This is a genomic window from Microbacterium tumbae (assembly GCF_054780175.1).
In genome coordinates, this window is the sequence record NZ_BAAGWV010000004.1 from 37,973 (window position 1) to 53,890 (window position 15,918).

Annotated in this window: 16 protein-coding genes; 8 read left to right on the forward strand and 8 right to left on the reverse strand. The window is 70.1% G+C overall.

What is annotated here, in order from left to right; all coding sequences use genetic code 11:
* Nucleotides 1–132 precede the first annotated feature (132 nt).
* Nucleotides 133–3,810, forward strand: a complete 3,678-nt coding sequence (locus ACYVGQ_RS15190; protein ID WP_460785510.1) for a multifunctional oxoglutarate decarboxylase/oxoglutarate dehydrogenase thiamine pyrophosphate-binding subunit/dihydrolipoyllysine-residue succinyltransferase subunit — start codon at nucleotides 133–135, stop codon at nucleotides 3,808–3,810.
* A 3-nt stretch (nucleotides 3,811–3,813) separates the two neighbouring features.
* Here the strand turns inward: ACYVGQ_RS15190 and ACYVGQ_RS15195 are convergent, their stop codons facing one another.
* The 3 genes from ACYVGQ_RS15195 to ACYVGQ_RS15205 are packed head-to-tail and all read right to left on the reverse strand — an operon-like array spanning nucleotide 3,814 to nucleotide 6,046.
* Nucleotides 3,814–5,109 (reverse strand): GNAT family N-acetyltransferase, encoded by a 1,296-nt coding sequence (locus ACYVGQ_RS15195; protein ID WP_460785511.1) that lies wholly within the window; start codon nucleotides 5,107–5,109, stop codon nucleotides 3,814–3,816.
* Between the two features lie 32 nt (nucleotides 5,110–5,141).
* Nucleotides 5,142–5,387, reverse strand: coding sequence for a zf-HC2 domain-containing protein (locus ACYVGQ_RS15200; protein WP_460785512.1), 246 nt, complete (start codon nucleotides 5,385–5,387; stop codon nucleotides 5,142–5,144).
* Nucleotides 5,384–6,046 carry a sigma-70 family RNA polymerase sigma factor gene (locus ACYVGQ_RS15205; RefSeq protein ID WP_460785513.1) on the reverse strand — a complete coding sequence of 221 codons (663 nt, stop codon included), beginning with the start codon at nucleotides 6,044–6,046 and terminating at the stop codon, nucleotides 5,384–5,386. Before ACYVGQ_RS15205 ends, ACYVGQ_RS15200 begins: the two co-directional genes overlap by 4 nt.
* Nucleotides 6,047–6,094: 48 nt before the next feature.
* On the opposite strand from ACYVGQ_RS15205, the gene aroA reads away from it, so the two are divergent.
* The 3 genes from aroA to bcp are packed head-to-tail and all read left to right on the forward strand — an operon-like array spanning nucleotide 6,095 to nucleotide 8,984.
* Nucleotides 6,095–7,414, forward strand: coding sequence for a 3-phosphoshikimate 1-carboxyvinyltransferase (aroA, locus tag ACYVGQ_RS15210; RefSeq protein WP_460785514.1), 1,320 nt, complete (start codon nucleotides 6,095–6,097; stop codon nucleotides 7,412–7,414).
* Between the two features lie 13 nt (nucleotides 7,415–7,427).
* On the forward strand, nucleotides 7,428–8,498 hold the full coding sequence (gene rsgA / locus ACYVGQ_RS15215; RefSeq protein ID WP_460785515.1) for a ribosome small subunit-dependent GTPase A: 1,071 nt from the start codon (nucleotides 7,428–7,430) through the stop codon (nucleotides 8,496–8,498).
* Between the two features lie 9 nt (nucleotides 8,499–8,507).
* Nucleotides 8,508–8,984 (forward strand): thioredoxin-dependent thiol peroxidase, encoded by a 477-nt coding sequence (bcp, locus tag ACYVGQ_RS15220; RefSeq protein ID WP_460785516.1) that lies wholly within the window; start codon nucleotides 8,508–8,510, stop codon nucleotides 8,982–8,984.
* A gap of 13 nt (nucleotides 8,985–8,997) precedes the next feature.
* Here bcp and ACYVGQ_RS15225 read toward each other — a convergent pair whose 3' ends face one another.
* Complete coding sequence (locus ACYVGQ_RS15225; protein WP_460785517.1) at nucleotides 8,998–9,381, reverse strand: hypothetical protein; 384 nt, start codon at nucleotides 9,379–9,381, stop codon at nucleotides 8,998–9,000.
* A 209-nt stretch (nucleotides 9,382–9,590) separates the two neighbouring features.
* Here ACYVGQ_RS15225 and ACYVGQ_RS15230 point away from each other — a divergent pair, with 209 nt between their 5' ends.
* Nucleotides 9,591–9,839, forward strand: coding sequence for a WhiB family transcriptional regulator (locus ACYVGQ_RS15230; RefSeq protein WP_017203224.1), 249 nt, complete (start codon nucleotides 9,591–9,593; stop codon nucleotides 9,837–9,839).
* Nucleotides 9,840–9,896: 57 nt separating this feature from the next.
* Here ACYVGQ_RS15230 and ACYVGQ_RS15235 read toward each other — a convergent pair whose 3' ends face one another.
* On the reverse strand, nucleotides 9,897–11,378 hold the full coding sequence (locus tag ACYVGQ_RS15235) for a sensor histidine kinase (RefSeq protein ID WP_460785518.1): 1,482 nt from the start codon (nucleotides 11,376–11,378) through the stop codon (nucleotides 9,897–9,899).
* 28 nt (nucleotides 11,379–11,406) lie between these two features.
* Nucleotides 11,407–11,793: an Rv3235 family protein gene (locus ACYVGQ_RS15240; RefSeq protein ID WP_460785519.1), complete on the reverse strand. Its 387-nt coding sequence runs from the start codon at nucleotides 11,791–11,793 to the stop codon at nucleotides 11,407–11,409.
* A gap of 139 nt (nucleotides 11,794–11,932) precedes the next feature.
* Here ACYVGQ_RS15240 and ACYVGQ_RS15245 point away from each other — a divergent pair, with 139 nt between their 5' ends.
* Nucleotides 11,933–12,505, forward strand: coding sequence for a hypothetical protein (locus ACYVGQ_RS15245; RefSeq protein ID WP_460785520.1), 573 nt, complete (start codon nucleotides 11,933–11,935; stop codon nucleotides 12,503–12,505).
* A gap of 9 nt (nucleotides 12,506–12,514) precedes the next feature.
* Here ACYVGQ_RS15245 and ACYVGQ_RS15250 read toward each other — a convergent pair whose 3' ends face one another.
* Complete coding sequence (locus tag ACYVGQ_RS15250; protein WP_460785521.1) at nucleotides 12,515–12,790, reverse strand: helix-turn-helix domain-containing protein; 276 nt, start codon at nucleotides 12,788–12,790, stop codon at nucleotides 12,515–12,517.
* Nucleotides 12,791–12,889: 99 nt separating this feature from the next.
* Between ACYVGQ_RS15250 and ACYVGQ_RS15255 the strand changes: the two genes are divergently transcribed.
* Both ACYVGQ_RS15255 and ACYVGQ_RS15260 read left to right on the forward strand, forming a co-directional pair.
* Entirely contained in the window at nucleotides 12,890–13,504 is a 615-nt protein-coding gene (locus tag ACYVGQ_RS15255) for an SAF domain-containing protein (protein WP_460785522.1), read from the forward strand.
* Nucleotides 13,501–14,763 (forward strand): AAA family ATPase, encoded by a 1,263-nt coding sequence (locus ACYVGQ_RS15260; protein ID WP_460785523.1) that lies wholly within the window; start codon nucleotides 13,501–13,503, stop codon nucleotides 14,761–14,763. Before ACYVGQ_RS15255 ends, ACYVGQ_RS15260 begins: the two co-directional genes overlap by 4 nt.
* Here ACYVGQ_RS15260 and ACYVGQ_RS15265 read toward each other — a convergent pair.
* Nucleotides 14,654–15,880: a pyridoxal phosphate-dependent aminotransferase gene (locus ACYVGQ_RS15265; RefSeq protein WP_460785524.1), complete on the reverse strand. Its 1,227-nt coding sequence runs from the start codon at nucleotides 15,878–15,880 to the stop codon at nucleotides 14,654–14,656. The two genes, ACYVGQ_RS15260 and ACYVGQ_RS15265, sit on opposite strands and share 110 nt — an antisense overlap.
* Nucleotides 15,881–15,918: the final 38 nt, after the last annotated feature.

Sequence of the window (15,918 nt, forward strand, 5' to 3'; positions counted from 1 at the left end):
CGGAATCGGCCGGGTCAGTCGCGATTCCGGGGCCTGAAACACGTTAGGCTTGATGTCGAGAACAGCGGGATCGGGGACACTCCCCTGCCCGTGGGCACACAGAGCTTCAGCGATGAAAGAGGGCGATCGAGCGTGTCGAGCCAAGGGACCGGCGTCGGGGCATCGGGCGACGGGGGGTTCGGAGCCAATTCCTGGCTCGTCGACGAGCTCTACGAGCAGTTCAAGGTCGACCGCAACGCCGTCGACAAGGAGTGGTGGCCCATCCTCGAGAGCTACCAGCCCGACCAGACCGCGACGGAGGCCGCCGCCGCCCCGCGGCAGGAGACCTCCCATCCCGTCACCGCTCCGATCCCGGTGATCGGAGCGCAGCCGGTCGCCCGCACGACGGCGAAGCCCGCGGCGCCCGCTCCGATCCCCGCGCAGGCGCCCAAGTCCGAGGCGAAGGCGCCTGATGCAGCGGAGACCGCCGACGAGGACAAGGTCACTCCCCTGCGCGGGATGACGAAGACCCTCGCGGCGAACATGGACGACTCGCTCACCGTCCCGACCGCGACCAGCGTGCGCACCATCCCCGCGAAGCTGATGATCGACAACCGCATCGTCATCAACAACCACATGTCCCGCACTCGCGGCGGCAAGGTCAGCTTCACCCACCTCATCGGCTGGGCCCTCGTGCAGGCGCTGAAGGAGTTCCCGAGCCAGAACGTGTTCTACGCCGAGATCGACGGCAAGCCCTCCGTCGTCGCGCCGGCGCACGTGAGCCTCGGCATCGCGATCGACCTGCCCAAGCCCGACGGGACGCGCGCCCTCATGGTGCCGAGCATCAAGCGCGCCGACGCCCTGACGTTCACTGAGTACCTCGCGGCCTATGAGGACCTCGTCACCCGCGCCCGCGGCAACAAGCTCACCGCCGCCGACTTCCAAGGTACGACGATCTCGCTGACCAATCCCGGCGGCATCGGCACGGTGCACTCGGTGCCGCGCCTGATGAAGGGGCAGGGCTGCATCATCGGCGCCGGTGCGCTCGAGTACCCCGCCGAGTTCCAGGGGGCGAGCGACAAGACGCTGAACGAGCTGGCGATCGGCAAGACGATCACGCTCACGAGCACCTACGACCACCGCGTCATCCAGGGGGCGGGCTCCGGCGAGTTCCTGAAGAAGGTCCACGAGCTGCTGCTCGGCCAGCGCGGCTTCTACGACGGCATCTTCGCGGCTCTCCGCATCCCCTACGCGCCCATCCGCTGGAACCCCGACCTCGCCGTCGACCTCGCGGAGCGCGTCGACAAGCAGTCCCGGGTCGTCGAGCTCATCAACTCCTACCGCGTGCGCGGCCACCTGATGGCCGACATCGACCCGCTCGAGTACGTGCAGCGCTCGCACCCCGACCTCGAGATCGAGAGCCACGGCCTGACCTTCTGGGATCTGGACCGCGAGTTCGTCACGGGCGGGTTCGGCGGCAAGCGCGTCATGAAGCTGCGCGACATCCTCGGCGTCCTGCGCGACTCGTACTGCCGCACGCTCGGCATCGAGTACATGCACATCCAGGACCCGGAGCAGCGCCGCTGGTTCCAGGAGAAGGTCGAGGTGAAGTACCAGAAGCCCGGCCACGACGAGCAGCTGCGCGTGCTCCGCAAGCTCAACGAGGCGGAGGCGTTCGAGACCTTCCTGCAGACGAAGTTCGTCGGCCAGAAGCGCTTCTCGCTGGAGGGCGGAGAGTCCCTCATCCCGCTCCTGGACGAGATCCTGCAGGGGGCGGCCACCGCCGGCCTGGACGGCGCGGCGATCGGCATGGCCCACCGCGGTCGCCTGAACGTCCTCACCAACATCGCCGGCAAGACCTACGGCCAGGTGTTCCGGGAGTTCGAGGGCACCCAGACGCCGGGCAACCAGCGCGGTTCGGGCGACGTGAAGTACCACCTCGGCACCGAGGGCACCTTCGTCGCGGACGACGGAGCCGAGCTGCCGGTGTACCTCGCCGCGAACCCCTCGCATCTGGAGACCGTCGACGGCGTGCTCGAGGGCATCGCCCGCGCCAAGCAGGACCGCAAGCCCATCGGCACGTTCTCCTGGCTGCCGATCCTCGTCCACGGCGACGCGGCCTTCGCCGGCCAGGGCGTCGTCGTGGAGACGCTGCAGATGTCGCAGCTGCGCGGCTACCGCACGGGCGGCACCGTGCACGTGGTCGTGAACAACCAGGTCGGCTTCACCACGACGCCGACCGATGCGCGCACCTCGGTCTACGCCACGGATGTCGCGAAGACCATCCAGGCCCCGATCTTCCATGTGAACGGCGATGATCCCGAGTCCGTCATCCACGTCGCCCAGCTCGCCTTCGAGTACCGCGAGCGGTTCCACCGCGACGTCGTGATCGACCTGATCTGCTATCGCCGCCGAGGTCACAACGAGGGCGACGACCCGTCGATGACCCAGCCGCTGATGACCGACCTGATCCAGGCCAAGCGCTCCGTGCGCAAGCTCTACACGGAGTCGCTCGTCGGTCGCGGGGACATCACCGAAGAGGAGTACGAGCAGGCCAAGGACGACTTCCAGCGCCGCCTCGAGGTCGCCTTCGCCGAGACGCACGCGGCCGAGACGGGAGCGACGCCGATCGCTCCGGAGCTCCCCCCTGTCGACGAGGCCGTCGGCGAGCCGGAGGTGACCGGCGTCCCGCAGGCGATCGTGCACCTGATCGGCGACGCCTTCGTCAACAAGCCCGAGGGCTTCACCGTGCATCCGAAGATCCAGCAGCTGCTGGACAAGCGCGCCGACATGAGCCGCAACGGCGGGATCGACTGGGGCTTCGGCGAGCTGCTCGCCTTCGGCTCGCTGCTCGTCGAGGGCACCCCGGTGCGTCTTGCCGGTCAGGACTCGCGCCGCGGCACCTTCGTGCAGCGCCACGCGACCCTGCACGACCGCGCGAACGGCCAGGAGTGGCTGCCGCTGGCGAATCTGTCCGACAGTCAGGGCCGCTTCTTCATCTACGACTCGCTCCTCAGCGAGTACGCCGCCCTCGGCTTCGAGTACGGCTACTCCGTCGAGGCGCCGGAGGCGCTCGTCCTGTGGGAGGCGCAGTTCGGCGACTTCGTCAACGGCGCCCAGTCCGTCATCGACGAGTACATCTCCGCCGCCGAGCAGAAGTGGGGCCAGCAGTCGGGGGTGACGCTGCTCCTGCCGCACGGCTACGAGGGTCAGGGACCGGATCACTCCTCCGCGCGCATCGAGCGCTTCCTGCAGCTGTGCGCGCAGGACAACATGATCGTCGCGCGTCCCTCGACCCCGGCTTCCCACTTCCACCTGCTCCGCCGTCAGGCATACACCCGTCCGCGCAAGCCCCTCATCGTCTTCACGCCGAAGGCGATGCTGCGGCTGCGCGGCGCGACGAGCGCCGTCGAGGACTTCACCCAGGGCCGCTTCGAACCGGTGCTCGACGACGATCGCGGTCTCGACCGCGCCGCCGTCAAGCGCGTCCTCCTGCACTCCGGAAAGGTGCACTGGGACCTCCGGTCCGAGCTGGAGAAGAAGCCGAACCCGGAGATCGCCCTGGTCCGGCTGGAGCAGCTCTACCCGACGCCGATCGACGCCCTGAAGACGATCACCGACTCCTACCCGAACGCCGAGCTCGTCTGGGTGCAGGAGGAGCCGGAGAACCAGGGCGCGTGGCCGTTCCTCGCGCTCGCGTTCGCCGAAGTGCCAGGCGACCGCACCTTCCGCGGGGTCACGCGCCCGGCATCCGCTTCTCCCGCGACCGGATCCTCGAAGGCGCACGCCGTGCAGCAGGCCGACCTGCTGTCACGCGCGCTGACCCTCTGAGGCTCAGTACCAGAGTCCCAGCACGGGGGCCTCGGCGGTGCGGAACGCGTCGTCGAGCGCCTCCGTCACCGCGGGAGCCGCCTGAAGGCGCCCCGCGGCGCGCAGCCGAGCCGCGCTGACGCCTCCGGCGAACAGCGCGGACAGCGTCGAGATGTCCAGGGCGGCGTCGGCATCCTCTCCGGAGGCGGAGGTCGCGGTCGCCGCGCCGTCCCGATCGACGCTCAGCCGCCAGCTCCCCGCCGCCAAGCCGAGCGGATCCTCCACCTGCAGCACGAGATCCAGCGGCGCACGATAGGTGCGTCCGCCGAGCGAGGCGGCGACGTCGATGATGCGCAGCCAGCCGTGGTCGTGCACGGTGAACTCGACGGCGCGCTGATCGGCCACCAGCCAGGTGATCGGATCGTCCACCGGCCGCTGGTCGGCGGTGACCCTGACGACGAGGTCGTGCTGGAGGGCGAACCCCCAGAGCGCGCGCAGCGCCTCCGGCGTGACCGCGCCCAGGTGCTGGATCTGCAGCTCGGAGCGGAATGCGCCGGGAACCTCGACGAGCTTGTAGGCCATGACGCCGCGGACCTTCCCCTCGGCGTCCAGGTAGCGCACGCCGCGGATGGATGCGGGGGCCGGATGCCCCGGCGCGAGGCCTGCGACGCGCGACCACCGGCCGTCCCATCCTGCGATCTGGCCGGTGCGCTGCGTGCGCTCCACCTCGTGGACGGCGGAGAGGGTCTCCCTGAGCCGCTCCCTGTCGATATATTCGACGCGACCCGCGGGCGCTCCGCCGGTCCAGCCCGCGATGCGCGTGTCGACGCTCACCCTGGCGACGGGAAGCGCTGAGGCGAATCCGTAGCGACCGTAGATCGTCGCCTCAGAGACGGTGAGCCCCGCGATCGGCACGCCGGCGGTGGCGGCCGCGCGCAGCTCGCCCTCCAGCAGCGCCCTCGCTATGCCCCGACGACGATGGGTGCCCGAGACCGTGACCGAGCTGATGGCCCACATGTCCAGCTCCCCGCCGGGAACGGTGAGCGGCGTCACCCAGGAGTTCACGGTCGCGATCGGCCAGGTCCCGAGGGGGGGTCCGGCCTCGAACACGCCGATGTTGCGGCGGTCCGCGAGTCCCGCGCGATCCGCCGCGACGACCTCGTCCGCGGGATCCGCGTCGAGGAAGCCCCGGGCGTCCGCGCGGAGGAACGCCTCGGTGTCGGCGTCCGAGGCGGTGTCGATCATACGGTAGGTCAGCTGTCGATCCGCCAGCAGCTCGGCGGAGGCAGGATCGACGGGGATTGTGCGCGCATCGGTCATGACCTCAGCCTACGATGCGCGCCCGTCCGCGGTCAGTGCGCCGCGGCCTGCACCTCGCGCAGCCTGGCGAAGACCTGGTCGCGCAGCTCCTCGGGAGCCGTCTCCTTGCAGGCACGGGCGATGACCTCGGTCAGCGTCGTCGCCACGAGCGCCTCGCCCCGGCACGACGGGCACGTGTCGAGATGCTCCTTGATCTCGGAGTGCTCCGTACGGCACACCTCGTTGCGGAGGTATTCCTCCAGGTCACGACGCGCCTTCTCGCAGCCGCAGTCCGTCATTTCGTGCTCCTCGTCCTGGCCGCGGAGATCCCACGCTCCGCGGCGTAATCGGCCAGCAGCTCCCGCAGCATCCGCCTGCCACGATGCAGACGGCTCATCACGGTGCCGATGGGGGTCTTCATGATGTCGGCGATCTCCTGGTACGCGAATCCCTCCACGTCGGCCAGGTAGACGGCCAGCCGGAAGTCCTCCGGCAGTTCCTGCAGCGCATCCTTCACGACGGATGCGGGCATGTGATCGATCGCCTCGGCCTCGGCGGAGCGGCTGTGCGACGCGGTGGTGGACTCCGCACCGCCCAGCTGCCAGTCCTCGAGCTCGTCGATCGTGCCCTGGAACGGCTCCCGCTGCCTCTTGCGATAGATGTTGATGTAGGTGTTCGTGAGGATGCGGTACAGCCACGCCTTCAGGTTCGTCCCTTGCGAGAACGAGGCCCACGAGCCGAAGGCCTTCACGAAGGTCTCCTGCACGAGGTCCGCCGCGTCGGCGGGGTTCCGTGTCATGCGCATGGCAGCGGCGTACAGCTGATCCATGTACGGGATCGCCTGTGCCTCGAACTCACGCCGAGCGTCGCCGATCGTGTCGGCGGGTGCAGTCTCATCCATCACCGGCCAGTCTAGGCCGACGAGGTCCGCGAATTCCTGATCCAGGGTCGTGAGCATGCCACTCCTTCTCGGCGTACGGGGCGCCGTTCACTACAGTGGGAACCGATGAGCGACAACCGGTATTCCCCCGCCCCTCTCCGCGGCGCCTACGCAGCCCCGACGACGGATGCGGCGGTGCACGCCTCGGTGACGATCCCCGGCTCGAAATCGCTCACCAACCGCGAGCTCATCATCGCGGCGATCGCCGACGGCCCTGGTCGCCTGATCGCACCGCTGCACTCCGATGACTCCCGGCGCATGATCGATGCGCTGCGCGCACTCGGCACGGGCATCGAGGAGGTGGACGCCGGGGGCGAGTTCGGTCCCGACCTCATCGTCACCCCCGGCCCGCTCGCCGGCGGCGTCACGGTGAACTGCGGTCAGGCGGGCACCGTGATGCGCTTCGTGGCGCCTCTCGCGGGTCTCGCCTCGGAGGACGTGCACCTCACCGCCGACGAGAACGCGCTGCACCGGCCGATGGGCGCCATGATCACGGCGCTGCGGGACCTCGGCGTCGACATCGACGACGAGGGCACCTGGTCGCTGCCCTTCACGATCCGCGGACACGGCCGTATCCGCGGCGGGCGGCTCGAGATCGACGCCTCCGCGTCCAGTCAGTTCGTCTCCGGGCTGCTGCTCGCCGCCCCTCGCTTCGACGTCGGCCTGCACCTCGTCCACACCGGGGAGCACCTGCCGAGCCTGCCCCACATCGACATGACCATCGAATCGCTCAGTCGGCGCGGCATCCGCATCGAGCGGCCGGCGGTCGGCGAGTGGCTCGTGGAGGCGGGCGTGCCGCGCGCCAAGGAGATCGCCATCGAGCCCGACCTCTCCAATGCCGCGCCGTTCCTGGCCGCCGCGATGGTCACCGGCGGCGAGGTGACGGTGACGGGATGGCCTCTGCACTCCACGCAGCCGGGGGCCCTTCTGCCGGAGATCCTGCAGGCGATGGGCGCGCACGCCTCCCGTCTGCACGGGGACCTCACCGTGCGCGCCGGCTCCGGCATCCGCGGCCTCGACCTCGACCTGTCCGCGGCGAGCGAGCTCACTCCGACGATCGCCGGACTCGCCGCCTTCGCGGACTCCCCCACCACGATCCGTGGGATCGGGCACATCCGGTTGCACGAGACCGACCGCATCGCCGCACTGGTGGGCAACATCCGCGCCCTGGGCGGCCAGGTCGAGGAGCTCTCCGACGGTCTCCGCGTCGTTCCCGCCCCGCTCACCGGCGGGGTCTGGAGAGCGCACCACGATCATCGGATGGCGACCACGGGCGCAGTGATAGGCCTGCGCGTCCCCGGCGTCGAGATCGACGACATCGGCACCACTGCGAAGACCCTTCCCGAGTTCGCCCTGCTGTGGGAGCGGATGCTGGGGACCTCGTGAGGCAGGGGACGCGATGAGCTGGCTCGATCCGGACGACGACCTCGACGACGAGTTCGAGGAGTTCGACGAGTCGAGCGTCAGGGTTCGACCGAACCCGAAGGCGAACCGTCCGCGCACCAAGCGCCGGCCGGCGCACGATGGCGCCGAGATCGGTCGCGTGCTCGGCGTGGACCGCGGCCGCTACTCGGTCATGATCGACGAGGGCGAGCCGGCCGAGCGCGTCATCACGGCCGCACGGGCTCGAGAGCTGCGGCGGATGCCGATCGTCACCGGGGATCTGGCCAGGGTCGTCGGCGATGCGTCGGGCGATGAGGGCACGCTCGGCCGGATCGTCGGGATCGTCGACCGCACCTCGCTGCTGCGCCGCAGCGCGGACGACACCGATCAGGTGGAGCGCGTCATCGTCGCGAACGCGGACCAGATGCTCGTCGTCGTCGCCGCCGCCGATCCTGAACCGCGCCCGCGCCTGGTGGACCGCTACCTCGTCGCGGCGCTGGACGCCGGCATCCGCCCGCTCCTCGTCGTGACGAAGACCGACATCGCCGACCCCGCCTCGTTCCTCGCTCATTTCGAGGGCCTCGATCTCCGCGTCTTCACCAGCGCCCGCGAGGAGATGCCCCTCGAGGAGATCGGCGCGGCCCTGATCGGCCATTCCACGGTGTTCGTCGGCCACTCCGGCGTCGGGAAGTCCACGCTCGTGAACGCGCTCGTGCCGACCGCGGAGCGCGCGACGGGGCATGTCAACCAGGTGACCGGCCGCGGTCGTCACACCTCGTCGTCGACGGTCTCGCTCCGCTACGAGAGCCCGGCCGGCGCCGGCTGGGTGATCGACACCCCTGGCGTGCGCTCCTTCGGCCTCGGGCATGTGGACCCGGCCAATATCCTCGCCGCGTTCACCGAGCTCGCGGCCATCGCCGAGGACTGCCCCCGGGGATGCACGCACCTCGCGGACTCCCCGGACTGCGCGCTCATCGAGGCCGCCGGGCGCGGCGAGCTCAGCCCTGCGGAGCTGTCGCGCCTGGACTCCCTGCAGCGCCTGCTGCAGACGTTCGCCGACAAGGCGGAGCAGACGCCCGGCCGGTAGGCTGACGATGTGACCGCACAGCGCCTCGAACCAGGAACGCCCGCCCCCGACTTCACCCTCCGCGACGCCGACGGCTCCCCGGTCCGCCTCGCGGATCTGCGCGGCGAGAAGGCGGTGCTGTACTTCTATCCCGCCGCGATGACGCCCGGCTGCACGACTCAGGCATGCGACTTCCGCGACAGCATCTCCTCGCTCCAGGGCGCGGGCTACCGCGTGGTGGGGATCTCGCGCGACGAACCGGCGAAGCTCGCGGAGTTCCGCGACCGCGATGCGCTCACCTTCACGCTGCTGAGCGATCCGGATCACGCGGTGCACACCGCGTACGGGGTCTGGGGCGAGAAGATGAACTACGGCAAGGTCATCGAGGGCGTCATCCGCTCGACCTTCGTGCTCGACGAGCAGGGCGTCATCACGCAGGCGCTGTACAACGTCAAGGCGACGGGGCACGTCGCGCGGCTGCGCAGGCTGCTCGGCGTCGACGACTGAGCGCAGGCCGGGATCAGTCCTCGCGCGGCGCCGCTTCCCTGCGCGCGCTCGCGAGGAGCAGGACGAGCCCGAGGACGCCCGGAAGACCGACGCCGAGGACGAAGAGCCAGCTCACCGGCTCGAGCGTGACGGCGGCGATCGCGAGGACGATGGCGAGGATCTGCAGCACGACGCCGCCGGATCGGGCCCAGGACCGGTTTCGCAGCGTTCCCGCGGCGAAACCGATCAGCGCACCGGCGCCGATGAGCGTCAGGATCGTCAGCGCGATGGCGGTGGAGAGGATCGAGGCCTCACCGGATCCGAGGCCGAACAGCTCTCCCAGGGCGATGACGATGAGGGCCGCGCCCTCCAGGAGGAGGACCGCTGCCGCTGCGCGTGCGAGGCCAGGAGCGTGCACGTTTTCTCCTGTGAATCGGATCAGAATGCACAAAACCCTTGATTTCGTGCGGGTGCTGTAACACAATGTTAACAGTCATGTGCTCCCACAGCGGCGTGGGGCGAGCAACCGCTCGCAACACAACCAAGGGTAGCGTCACCCGAGTTCGCTTCCCTAATCCGAGCCATCGTCTTCGATGGTTCACTGAGAATCCACACCGAGGAGCCCCCATGGACTGGCGCGACAAGGCCGCCTGTTTGACTGTCGACCCAGAGCTGTTCTTCCCCGTCGGGAACACCGGCCCTGCCGTCGATCAGATCGAGAAGGCGAAGACTGTCTGCGCCACCTGCACGGTCACCGAGATCTGCCTGCAGTACGCCCTGGAGACCAGCCAGGACTCGGGCGTCTGGGGCGGTCTCAGCGAAGACGAGCGCCGTGCTCTCAAGCGCCGCGCCGCGCGCGCGCGTCGCGCCAGCTGACACGCTCCACCGCGACGGCCCCGGTTTCCGACCGGGGCCGCTTTCATGCGTCCTGGCTCAGCCGTCGATCCACCGCAGCGGGATGTCGATGGTCACCACGGTGCCCTCGCCCTCGTCGCCGCTCCATTCGATCGTGCCGCTGAGCTCGCCCTGGATGAGCGTGCGGATGATCTGGGTTCCGAGCCCCTGTCCCACCCGGCCCTCCGGAAGGCCGTGCCCCGTGTCGGCGACGGTGACGCGCAGATTGTCGTCGGTGCGGCTGGCGTCGATCGTCACGAAGCCCTCCTGACCGGCCAGCCCGTGCTCGACGGCGTTGGTGACGACCTCGGTGAGCGCCAGCGCGAGCGGCGTCGCGTACTCGCTCGGAAGCACGCCGAAATGACCCGTCGATCGCGTGCGCGCGCGGGTGTTCGGGGCGGCGGCGACCTCTGCCACGAGCTTGAGGACCCGATCGAAGACCTCGTCGAAGTCCACCTGCTGGGTGAGCCCCTGCGACAGGGTGTCGTGCACGACCGCGATCGAGTCCACCCGCCGCATCGCCTGGGTCAATGCGTCGCGCGCCTCCTCGGAGTGGGTGCGGCGCGCCTGGATCCGCAGCAGGGATGCCACGGTCTGCAGATTGTTCTTCACCCGGTGATGGATCTCCCGGATCGTGGCGTCCTTGGTGATGAGCTCCTGCTCCTGATGACGCAGCTCGCTGACGTCGCGGCACAGCACGATGGCGCCGATCCGCGTCCCGTGATCCTTCAGCGGGATGGCGCGCAGCGACACCGTCACTCCCCTGGCCTCGATGTCGGTCCGCCACGGCGCACGACCGGTGACCACCACCGGCAGCGACTCGTCGACCTGACGGGAGGGAGGGACGAGACGCGTGGTGACCTCGGCGAGCGACTCGCCCTCGAGCTCGTCGTCGAAGCCCATCCTGTTGAAGGCGGAGAGCGCGTTGGGGCTCGCGAAGGTGGTGATGCCGTCGACGTCGATGCGGATCAGGCCGTCCGATGCACGTGGCGCGCCCCTGCGCGGCGATGTCGGGGCGGCGAGATCGGGGAACTCCCCCGAGGCGATCATGCGGAACAGATCGTTCGCGCAGTCGTCGAAGGTGATCTGCTGACGCGAGGGGGTGCGCGCCTCGCCGAGGTTCGTGTGCCGCGTGACGACGCCGATCACACGGTGCGCACCTTCCTTCCTGCGCTCGAGGAGGATCGGCACGGCCCGCACCCTGGTCGGCGTCTCCTCGAACCAGTCCGGCGAGGAGGAGTCGACGATCTCGCCGGACTCGAAGGCGCCCTGTACCTGCGTCCGCCATTGCGGGCGCACCCGCTCCCCCACGATGTCACGGTAGAACAGGGTCGCCGCGCCGCTCGGGCGGGTGTGCGCGACGGCAATGAACGAGCCGTCCTGGGTCTCTATCCACATGACGATGTCCGCAGAGGAGAGATCGGCGAGCAGCTGTCCGTCGCCGGCGAGGCGGTGGAGCCATTCGACGTCGTCGTCGGTCAGGCGTCCTTCCGCGTGTACGAGATCGCTGAGTGTTGACACCCCTCCAGCCTAGGGTGCGCGGAGGATCTCACAGCACGGCGAGCGAGGTCGCACGCCAGCGCCGGTCGAGCCCTTCCAGCCGGATCGCGACCGCCCTCGTCCGCCCTGGGCCCGCCACGATCACGACCGCCTCGATCACGCCGTCGACGGGTGCGCTGTGGCGCAGGGAGAGGATCGCGAAGACGGGACGCGACGGCACGACGCCCCTGGCGCTGCGCGCCCTGCTCGCGAGGTTGGCGCGCGTCATCAGCTTCAGATATGCGTCCTCGCTGAACCAGCGGGCCAGCTGATCGACCTCCCTGACCCCGGCGAGCACCTCCAGGACTCCCTGGGTGAGGCTGCGCAGCAGAGGTTCGGGGTCGGGGAGGGAAGCCGCGGAGGTGGGTTGGGGAGCGAAGTATTCGTGGAGTGTCATCGTCGTGCCGATCTCATGGGAAGTGCGGAAAGTAGACCATGCCCCGGCGTCCCGCCGCTGGTCTCCGATCGCCGATTGTGGATAACTCGTATGCGCATCGCCGGTCTCCCCTACGCTCGGTGTCGTGCACTGGGATCGCATGTTTGAGGACCTCGAGGGTCAGCTCGCCTCCGAATGGGAGGCGGAGCGCGCCGCGCTCGATGCGGAGTCCGAGCGGCTGCGCATCTCGCGTCTGGATCTGCGGTCGCGTCTGCGGGCGCTGTGCGAAGCGGACGCCGCCGTGCAGGTCGACCTCGCCGGCATCCGCACGCTGACGCTTCGCGCCCAGGAGCTCGGCGCGGACTGGATCGGAGCGTCGGCCGACGGCGACCACGGCATCTCGATCGTCCCGCTCGACTCCATCCGCGGCATCCGGATGGACCACGGTCTGCTGCTGTCGACTCTCGAGCCCGCACAGAGCGGGGCCTCTCTGCGCGAGCGCATGACGCTCGGGTTCGTGCTGCGCGACCTCGCCAGGCGCCGCGTCCCGGTCTGGATCGACGACCCGGACGGGCTCCGCCTGCATGGCACCATCGACCGGGCAGGGGCAGACCACCTGGATCTCGCCGAGCACGACGCAGGAACGCCGCGCCGGGCTCAGGAGGTGCGGGGCATGCGGATCGTGCCGTTCAACGCGATCGTCCGCCTGCGGCTCTCCGGTGCGTCCCTCTGAGAGACGGGATCAGGGCTGCAGCGGCGCAGTGCCCCAGATCTCGGGGAAGCTCGCCTCGTTCGCCTGACGCCACAGCGCCATCCGGCGCGCCTGCTCCGACTGCTCGGCGAGGTACTCCGCCAGGCTCGCCTCCTCGACGCGCCAGCGCTGCGGAGAGCCCAGCTGCGAACCGCGCAGGCGCCCCTCATGGATCAGGGCGACGACTTCGTCCACCTCGATGCTCAGCAGCTCGGCCACCTGCGCGGGGGCGAGGAAGCGCGGGGCGGGAGCGGGCGTTTCTGCCATGGGACCCATTCTCCCCCAGCACGTCCTCCTCGCACTCCTCGGTCAGACCCTGTGGATAACTTCCGCCGTCTCCCGCCGTCATCTGTGACGATGTCCTTCATGACAACGCTCACGCGCGTCCGGCGCGCTCCGTGGGGCGATGCGCGGCTCGCCATCGGCATCGTCCTGGTCCTGCTCTCCGTCGCCGGGGTGTGGCTGATCGTGTCGGGGGCCAGGCAGACGACGCCGGTGCTGCAGGCGAGCCGGACGATCGTCGCGGGCGAAGCCCTCACCTCGGCGGACTTCGTGGTGGTCGACGTCTCTCTCGGCGCCGCGTCCGATCACTACCTCGCGCCTCAGGATCTCACGACCGGCCTCGTCGCGACGCGCACGCTCGACACCGGCGAGCTGCTGCCCGCAGCAGCGGTCGGGGACGCGGACGACAGCCGCACGACCACCATCGTCGTCGAGAGCAGCATCGGCCTTCCCGCCGGCGTCTCCGCCGGCTCCGTCGTCGAGCTGTGGCACGCGCCCGCACAGGAGCAGGGATTCGACGAGCCGCGCATCCTCGTCGCCGACGCGATCGTCGCCTCCCTCGTCGCGGAGGACGGGATGCTGGCGCAGAGCAGGCCCGCGGCGGAGCTGGTCATCGACAGGGCCGACGTCGCGGAGGTGCTGGCCGCGATCACCCGCGGGTCCGCGCTGTCGATCGTCCCGGCGGGGACGGATCGATGAGGCGCGTCGTCCTCGCGCTGGACGAGCCGCTGCGCTCCGCCCTGGCGGAGGAGCTGGAGGACGAGGGCGTGTCCGTCGTGCAGCGCATCGCGCCGGGCTCCGTCCCGGATCTCGGGCGGGGCGACGTCGACGCCGTGCTCGTGCCCGCCAGGCGTTCCGTCGTGACGGCGGAGTTCGTGGCCGCGTGCGATCGGGCCGGCATCCGGATCCTGGCCCTCGGCGACGGCGAGTCCCGGTTCCTGAGCCGGTACGGCGTGACCGCGCTCGCGGAGGATGCCGCCGCGGGGCAGATCATCGACGCCCTCGCCGGAACGCCGGCGGCCGACGAGGCCGTCGTGCCGTCGACGTGCCGCGTCATCGCGGTCTGGGGCCCGCACGGCGCTCCGGGACGCACGACGGTCGCGGTGCAGCTGGCGGCGGAGCTCGCGCGGGCGGGGCATCGCACGGCCCTCGTGGACGCCGACACCGTCGCGCCGGCGATCTCGCTCCTGCTCGGCCTCAGCGACGAGGCTCCGGGCATCGCCGCCGCCTGTCGCAGGGCCGAGCTCGGCGGACTCGATGCGGCCGAGCTCAGCCGGATCGCCTCCACGGTCGAGACCAGCGGCGGCGGCATCGAGGTGCTCGGCGGCGTCAACCGCCCGACCCGCTGGCCGGAGCTCAGCGCCGCACGGCTGAGCGCCGCGCTGCACGCCTGCCGCGAGTGGGCGGATCGCGTCGTGGTCGACGTCTCCGCGGCGTTCGACGCCGACGAGGAGGTCACCCGGGACCTGGAGGGTCCTCGCCGGCACGCGGCGACGACCGCCGCGCTGCGCTCCGCCGACGAGATCATCGCCGTCGCCGCGGCCGATCCGCTCGGCATCGCCCGATTCCTCCGCGACCACGCCGAGCTGCGCGGCATCGCTGCGGGCTCACCGGTGCGCATCGTCGTGAACAAGGTGCGCCCCGGCCCGCTCGGCATCGATGCGCGCGGTCAGGTGCGCAGGACCCTGGAACGGTTCGCCGGCATCACCGACGTCGCCTTCCTCCCGCACGACCAGCGCGCCGCGGATGCGGCCCTGCTGCACGCACGGCCGATCGCGGACGTCACCCCGAGGTCGCCGCTCGCCGCCGGCATCCGACGCCTGGTCGCGGCGTCGGATGCCGGGATCGTCACTGCCGGTAGCTCGCGAGGAAGTTCCCGAGCCGTTCGATGGCCTCGCCGAGCACGCGCGGCTCCGGCAGCGTCACGACGCGGAGGTGATCCGGAGTGGGCCAGTTGAATCCGGTGCCCTGGACGAGGAGGATCCGCTCGGCGACGAGCAGGTCGTACACGAGCTTCTCGTCGTCGTGGATCTCGTGCACGTTCGGGTCGAGTCGCGGGAACGCGTAGAGCGCGCCCTCCGGCTTGACGCAGGAGACGCCGGGAATCGCCTCGAGGCCGCGCCAGGCGACGTCGCGCTGCTCGTGGAGACGGCCGGAGGGGGCGATCAGCGCATCGATCGACTGCACGCCGCCGAGCGCCGCCTGGACCGCATGCTGCGCGGGCACGTTCGGGCACAGCCGGGTGGACGCCAGCAGCGTGATGCCCTCGATGAAGCCCTTGGCATGGTCCTGGGGGCCGGTGATGACCATCCATCCGGAGCGGTACCCTGCAACTCGGTAGGTCTTGGACAGGCCGTTGAACGTCAGGCACAGCAGGTCGGGCGCCAGCGTCGCCGTCGGGATGTGCGCGGCGTCGTCGAAGAGGATGCGGTCGTAGATCTCGTCGGACAGCAGCAGCAGCTCGTTCTCCCTGGCGATCTGGATGATGCCCTCGAGAACCGTGCGGGAGTAGACCGCTCCGGTGGGGTTGTTGGGGTTGATGATGACGATGGCCTTCGTCCGCGGCGTGACCTTCGAGCGGATGTCCTCGAGGTCCGGCTGCCAGCCGTTCTCCTCGTCGCACAGGTAGTGCACGGGAGTGCCGTCCGCGAGGCTCGTCATGGCCGTCCACAGCGGATAGTCGGGGGCGGGGATCAGCACCTCGTCGCCTTCGTCCAGCAGCGCCTGCATGGTCATCGTGATGAGCTCGGAGACGCCGTTGCCGAGATAGACGTCGTCCGGGTCGACGTGCGGGAAGCCCTCGATCTGCTCATAGCGGCTCACCACGGCGCGGCGGGCGGAGATGATGCCCTTGCTGTCGCTGTACCCGTGCGCGGTCGGCAGAGCCGCGAGCATGTCGTGGACGATCTGATGAGGAGCCTCGAACCCGAAGATCGCCGGGTTCCCGGTGTTCAGCTTGAGGACGGAGTGCCCCTCCGCCTCCAGACGCGCCGCCTCTGCCGGGACCTTCCCGCGAATCTCGTAGAGGACGTTCTTGAGCTTCGACGACTGGTCGAATTGGCGGGAGCGGGTCATCGCCCAAGCCTACTCCCGCATGGCATGTGCTCCCGTCC